6 protein-coding genes are annotated in these 7,039 nt (G+C 27.2%); 2 read left to right on the top strand and 4 right to left on the bottom strand.

The features are described 5' to 3' along the window. Window positions 1-546 precede the first annotated feature (546 nt). Window positions 547-1,203: a hypothetical protein gene (locus tag H8S10_RS17550; RefSeq protein WP_148315738.1), complete on the top strand. Its 657-nt coding sequence runs from the start codon at window positions 547-549 to the stop codon at window positions 1,201-1,203. Between the two features lie 87 nt (window positions 1,204-1,290). Here the strand turns inward: H8S10_RS17550 and H8S10_RS17545 are convergent, their stop codons facing one another. Then, a complete protein-coding gene (locus H8S10_RS17545; RefSeq protein WP_186839718.1) occupies window positions 1,291-2,121 on the bottom strand; it encodes a phosphatase PAP2 family protein in 831 nt (276 codons plus the stop codon). A 128-nt stretch (window positions 2,122-2,249) separates the two neighbouring features. On the opposite strand from H8S10_RS17545, the gene H8S10_RS17540 reads away from it, so the two are divergent. Beyond that, entirely contained in the window at window positions 2,250-3,119 is an 870-nt protein-coding gene (locus tag H8S10_RS17540) for a methionyl aminopeptidase (protein ID WP_186839717.1), read from the top strand. Window positions 3,120-3,249: 130 nt separating this feature from the next. Here H8S10_RS17540 and H8S10_RS17535 read toward each other — a convergent pair whose 3' ends face one another. From H8S10_RS17535 to H8S10_RS17525, 3 genes are all read right to left on the bottom strand, one after another. Then, a complete protein-coding gene (locus H8S10_RS17535) occupies window positions 3,250-4,296 on the bottom strand; it encodes an SPFH domain-containing protein (RefSeq protein WP_055264133.1) in 1,047 nt (348 codons plus the stop codon). Window positions 4,297-4,344: 48 nt separating this feature from the next. After that, window positions 4,345-5,052 (bottom strand): PspA/IM30 family protein, encoded by a 708-nt coding sequence (locus H8S10_RS17530; protein ID WP_055264131.1) that lies wholly within the window; start codon window positions 5,050-5,052, stop codon window positions 4,345-4,347. A gap of 238 nt (window positions 5,053-5,290) precedes the next feature. Further along, complete coding sequence (locus H8S10_RS17525; protein ID WP_055264129.1) at window positions 5,291-6,736, bottom strand: hypothetical protein; 1,446 nt, start codon at window positions 6,734-6,736, stop codon at window positions 5,291-5,293. Window positions 6,737-7,039: the final 303 nt, after the last annotated feature.

The following is a 7,039-nucleotide window of genomic DNA, read 5'->3' as shown; positions in this document are numbered from 1 at the left end:
TCAATTTTATTGTAGGTTTGTTTACCATACAATAAAAAATTCAAACTTATATAATTTTCAAAGAGCGAGCAATTCTATGAAAAATCAAGCTATTTTTTCATATCAACTTAACAGATTCTTAAATTTTCCTTCCATATTATAAAGTCTATTGTTACTATAGAGTCAATATATTTTATTATTTTTTTATAATAATGGCTATGTATATTTTATTTAATAAAAACTTTTATATTGGTAAATAATACTACTATATTACAAACTGGAGGTATTACCTTGTTTTTCTTACTTAAATCTATAGGCTTTATTATAATACTTTTAACTAAATCATTTTTTTACATTTTATTATTCACTTACAAAGCTATTATATTTGCATTTAAATCAATTATCTTTTTATTTAAAAATAAATTTTTGCGAGTACCTACTATATTATTAATACTTGGTATAGTATTCGATCTTAACTTTTCAATATTATCTTCAATATACTTCATATATTTGATGCATATCGTTGCTTTGCATAACGGAATTTATCATAATATTCACAGTAATATAATGAGATTTTTTAAAGAACTTAAAGAAAATGATAATATAAAAGATATTCTCAAGTTGCTTCCATCTAATAATATAGTATTAAGCAATCTTTCTTTAGAAAATGATGATAGAACTCTCAATATATATCATCTAGCTATTACTCCTAATGGATTATATAATATAATTCCATTATCAAATTTTTTAGATAATAACAGCTCAAAGGATATTGCAAATAAGCTTATTTATGATATATATAACGAAACTGAAAATATTAAAAATCTTCTAGTAGATATTATTGAAGAAGATGTCCCTTTAACTACATTAATATTATCTCCTGAAAATGATTTTGATAATACTATTAATATTGACACTTTTAAATTAATTCAGGAAAATCAACTTCTATTTATGATAAATTCAAATAAAGATAATGGTAATTATTTAGACATAGATACCATAAAAGATCTTATTTTAGACAACAAGGCATGGTTTTTAGATAAGATTTGGTTTAAATTTGTATATTTTATAAATAACAATAGAAAAATATTATCATTTTTTATGTTATGTCCTATAATTTATTGCATTTACATGATTATATTAACTATATTTTATAGCGGAATAACAATAATGATTGATGATATAATTAAATTTCTTTCTAATATTATTAACATATATAAATAAGCTCTTAGTCAGACTCACAAGCTGATGCTCAACTAAAATGAACAATAGCCTGTGAGTTTTATCTAAGATTATTACTCTTTATTTTGTTTAGATTTTAAGTTTTTTAAATATTGCAGGATATACTCCAATTCCTACAAATGTTACTATAGTATATCTTATAAAATGAAATATTAATTCATTAGGAAAAATTACTTTTAATCCTGATTTAATTATAAGTAAAATTGCTATTCCAATAACTACTCTCAATATTTTATTGGCTAAATTCCCCTCAACAGAAAAATTAATATATCTCTTTTCTACAATTACACCTATAACAAAGCCTAGATATGTTCCCATTCCTTTTATAAAATCTGGCGATTGTGCAAATAGTAATGCTGGTATAAAACAAATAAAAGTTATTATATAAAGTAAATTTCTATTATTCACTGTTCTAAATAATTTATATGAGATAATTGATATCAAAAGCCCAAGTGCTATCCCAACTAATACATCTTTAGGATAATGAACCCCTAAATATAACCTAGATATTCCAACTAAAAAAATTATTATAGTTGCTAAAATATAAATAATTCTCTTTTTAAAATATATAGCTATACTTCCATAAAAAGATGCAGCCCCTTGACTATGACCACTTGGAAATGAATATCCTGTTGCTGTCTCAGCTCTTAGTGTTCTTATTCCTTCTTCTCCAATTGGTCTTTTCATTTTAAATATATCCTTTAATGCATTATTAAATAGCAAACTCGTTAATGATGAATATGCAATATACTCTCCAAACTTTTTATCATACGCCCAGTATATAGTAGTTATTATCGATATTAATATCAACTCTTCACCAAACATAGTAAATATTTGAAATAACACATCAAAAAATGGATTTGAAATACTTTGAATAGTTCTTATTATCTCTAGTTCCATAATTCCTCCTTTACATTTCTCAATATAATTTTTAATATAATTTTATATCATTACTATACTTATTATCAACATTTTCAATTTAGTAGTATAATAATTATTATAGTAATTTTAATTTAAGGAGAACAATTATGAACATTAATAGAAATGCACCTTGTTGGTGCGGTAGCAATAAAAAATATAAACATTGTCATCTTGAATTTGATAAGAAACTAGCTTCTTATGCTCAAAGAGGTGCTATTATTCCTCCAAGAAGCATAATTAAAACCCCTGAACAGATTCAAGGTATTAAAGAAAGTTCTAAAATCAATACTGCTGTTTTAGATCTTGTATCCACTAATATAAAAGCTGGTATGAGTACAGAAGAAATAAATACTCTAGTTCATGAATTTACAATTTCTCAAGGTGCTATTCCTGCTCCATTAAACTTTCAAGGTTATCCAAAAAGTGTTTGTACATCAATAAACGATGAAGTTTGTCATGGTATTCCAAGCCCTGATGTGATATTAGAAAATGGAGATATTATAAATGTAGATGTTTCTACAATATATAATGGATATTTTTCTGATGCTTCAAGAATGTTTAAAATAGGAGAAGTTCATCCTAACTTAGATAAACTAGTAGATGTAGCAAAAGAGTGCTTAGAAAAAGGATTAGAAGCAGCTAAGCCATGGGGATTCATGGGAGATATAGCTGAAGCAGTTCAAAAACATGCTGAAAGCAACGGTTACTCTGTTGTTAGAGAATTTGGAGGACATGGAATAGGATTAGAATTCCATGAAGAACCTTTTGTATCTCACGTTGGAAAAAGAGGTACTGGAATGCTATTAGTTCCTGGTATGGTTTTTACAATTGAGCCAATGATAAACATGGGTACTCCTGATATATTCATTGATTCAGATGATGACTGGACTGTATTAACAGAAGATGGATGCCCTTCAGCACAATGGGAATATACTGTGCTTGTAACTGAAACAGGCATAGAAATTTTAACTTATTAATTCCAACATAGATAAAGTGTCAACACTTTATTTAGATATAAATGAAAAAATGACAAGTGATAAGTTTTGAAGCAGCTTAAGCTGCTTCAATTTTTTAACTCATCACTTGTCACTGTTAATTTATAACCTTTTAAAGTTTATTTCCACACTCACTACAGAATTTAGAGTTTCCATCTTGTTTTGCTCCGCACTCTGGACAAAATTTCTTTTTTGAGTTTTGCTCTTCTGCTTTTACTACTTTCTCTCCACAATTTGGACAGAACTTAGCATTGCTATCTATATTACTATGGCAGTTAGGACAAATACTAGAGTTAGAGACATTAGACTTTGAATTTTCTATATTGCTTTTCATTTCTTTTGCCATTTCCATACCCATTTGTATTCCTATACCCGCTTGAGCCATATTCCCCATAGAACTTCCTGGATTTTTCTCCATTGATTCAACCATGGCTACATTTTGGTAATGTCCTATATTACCCACCATACCATAAGCTGCATTTTTATCAATCATCTTTTGAACTTGCTCTGGATAATTGAAGTTTTCAATAGTTACGCCAGTTACAGTCAATCCTATTTGTAAAAGCTGCATATCTAAATCTACTTTTAATCCTTTAGCTATCTCAGCTGAATTTACTTGTAGATTAAACATATTCTTTCCTTCTTTTACTATCCATTTCATAAGAAGTCCATCCATTATAGCTGATGTACGAATCTTGATATCATCTACTGTAAATTGACTTTTTATACCTGCAACCTTATCTATTAAAGTCATATAATCATCTACTTTTACAGTGTAAAATCCAAAGCATCTTATTGGCATTCCACCAGGCATACCTGGAGCTGGAATATTAATTGGACCTTTAGTTCCCCATCTTACTAAAAACTCCTTAGTATTAATAAATAACACTTCTGCTCTTAGTCCACTATTAAAACCAAATTTAAAGCCTTTTAATGTTGAGAGAAATGGAATTATTTCTGTTTCGACTTCGTAATTTCCCTCCTCAGTAAATACACCTTCAACCTTACCATTTTGCATAAAAATCGCATCTTGTCCAGGCCTTATTATTAATCTACTATTCTTTTTTATTTCGTTATTCTTCCACATCCAAAAAATAACGTCATCTCTTGTCTCATTCCATTCAATTACATTTAAAAGTTGGTTTTTAAATAATCCCATCTTTACCTCCGTTATATCTTAAAAGAATACCTTTATCATGAGAATATATTATTCACCTTTTAACTCTCTTAACATATCTTCAACAGCATCATTATTACCTTTTAAAGCTGCAAGTTCATCTTCTACAGCTGAATTATTACTATTATATTTGCTCATTAAATCATCAATATCATCTACTGGTTTTGAATTTAATTCAGCCATTGCGTTTGCCTCATCAAGCATTCTGTTAGCCTTTTCTTCCATTCTTGCAAATGAATCCATATTAGCAGTTGATTTATTTACACTATTTCCTAAAGTATTAACTTTTTCTTGTATTTTTGCTGTTGTCATTTTAGCTTTTATTACCGCTCTTCTTTCATTAAGTTCTTCAATTTGATTTGAAACTTTATTGTACATAGATCTCATTTTTTCTGAATTTGCTTTTGCTGAATCATATTTTGTTTGCAATAAAGTTAACTTTTCTGAAAGAGTTACTTTTTTATCTAAAAATCTTCTTGCATCATCATCATTTCCTGCTGCAACAGCTCTTTTTGCATAATCTAACATTTTGTTAACTTGCTCTTGACATTCATCAAGTTCTCTTTTAGCTCTATTTTCTTCTGCCATAACTGAAGCAGTTTCTACTTTTATCTCATTTAAATCTTTATTTAAATTTCTCATTAGTTGATCTACCATTTTTACAGGATCTTCACATTTATCAAGCATAGCATTAATATTAGAAGACATTATATCTGTGAATCTTTTTAATATTGACATATTGATTCCTCCCTCTAATTATATATTTTATATTATAACATATAATATAAGCTTATTATATTTTTTTCCAACCTTACATATTACATATAACACCTGTTTTAACTGTTATAAAAAAGATAACTTTAATAATGCTTAATATATTACATCTTCTATGATTATTTCTAAATTTATCTATAATTAATCATATTTTCACCATAATATATAAGCAAGTTAAAGTTATCATATTTCAATATTAGGTTTATTTACTTATACTCTTTCTTAACCTCTTTAGCTCTTGTATTGAAGGAAATGGATTTGGATTTTTCAAAGCTCTATTTATATTATCAATAGCCTCTTTCTTCTTTCCCGCTCTACATTGAGCTTGAATTAAATAGTATAGATATTGTGGTGTTTCCCTAGATTTATTTATCAAATTTTTATAATACTCTTCTACCCTTAAAAAATACTCTTTATCATCTTTGTATGTTTTTTCTAAGGTTTCTCCTCTTAATGTATATATTTGTACATTATAAGCTTCTCCAGTTTCATGAGTCCATAATGCTATATTCTTTCCACCCCTTGTATTACTTGAATCACAAAGCTCTATCTTAGAGTAATTTAATTTATCCCCTTTTAAAGCCTTGATAAATTTACCTTCTCTAAAATCTAATATATCTAATACTGACCATATCCCCCCAATTCTCCATCCTACTATTATGCTTTCTCCACCTTTTTGCTTTATCTTATCAATTATTAAATCTGATATATCATACCCTGTTCCATCTATATTATCTAAGAATTTAACTGCTCCATCTATTTCTCTAAATGCACTTAAATATTGTACATCTTTATACTTATATGCACATAATATTTCTTCATTACCATCCCCATCTATATCAGCTTTAATTAATCCATTTCTTCCACCAAACTTATTTAGATTTATCAAAGTTATATCATCAGGCAACTTGCTTATAATATCATCTCTTAAATCATTACCTCTTGAAAGTTCTGAAATATTTTCTCCGTCAGTTGCTGCAAATTGTTCTATAACCTTTGTTCTACATTCTTCTAGAGAAATAATACTTATTATTTCTCCAATAGTACTTGCGTTCACTATTCCAATTACTCTTTGGTATGCTTCAACCCTCATAAGATTTGTATTTAAATCTATTATTGGATATATGTCAGTTACGTATGATACTGACGGATCACTATCAGTAATTATTTTGCCATCTATAGAATATATTTGTTCTAAATAATTCTTATCTATAGTACCTATATCTATAATATATTTCTTTTGTAATTTATCACAAATCAGTTCAATTTTACAATCTTTTAAGTATCTACACTTATATTTATACTTATCAGAGAAAGTATCTGAATTAAATATTTCAAGTAACTTCCCATCTTGATAATGATAAATATTTGCTATAGCGTAATTGCCACTACCTCCACTTTCTCCACAAATAAGTATATCTTCAATATATTCATTACAAAAATGACCTAAGAAAAGCTTAAAATTATATCCACCTATCTTTAACGGAAACTCTTTCTCCCCTATCACATCTGATTTAATATCAATACATAAGTTTTCAATAAAATTACTATCTTCATTAATTTTATTACCTTTTAAGCATACAATATCTTCTTTTTCTTCTCTTGTTACTCTACCATTTTTTGAATCAATAATTACTTCACTTTTCAAACTTATTACCTCTTATAAATCACTATTTAATATATATTATTCACTTGTCAATTTATCGTGTATTAACTTTAATATCCTCCATTATGTTTTCAGATATTTCATATAAAAAGGGGCTGTCTCTGAAATGATTTTTAAAATCATTTCAGTAGACGGTCTTTTTATTTTTTATTCATATATTTATATGAAATTATTTCTAAATGAACAAGTTTTTTGACACGACAAATAGGAGGTTATAAGCCTCCTATTCTCTGTAAAAATATACCTTTACGCTATTTTCTTTTCATGCAATAATATACCATTTCT

The sequence above is a fragment of the Clostridium sp. NSJ-49 genome, from assembly GCF_014287725.1.
Taxonomy (GTDB): domain Bacteria; phylum Bacillota; class Clostridia; order Clostridiales; family Clostridiaceae; genus Clostridium; species Clostridium disporicum_B.
Note: the sequence above shows the minus strand (reverse complement) of the source record. Positions and strands in the feature narration are given on the sequence as shown.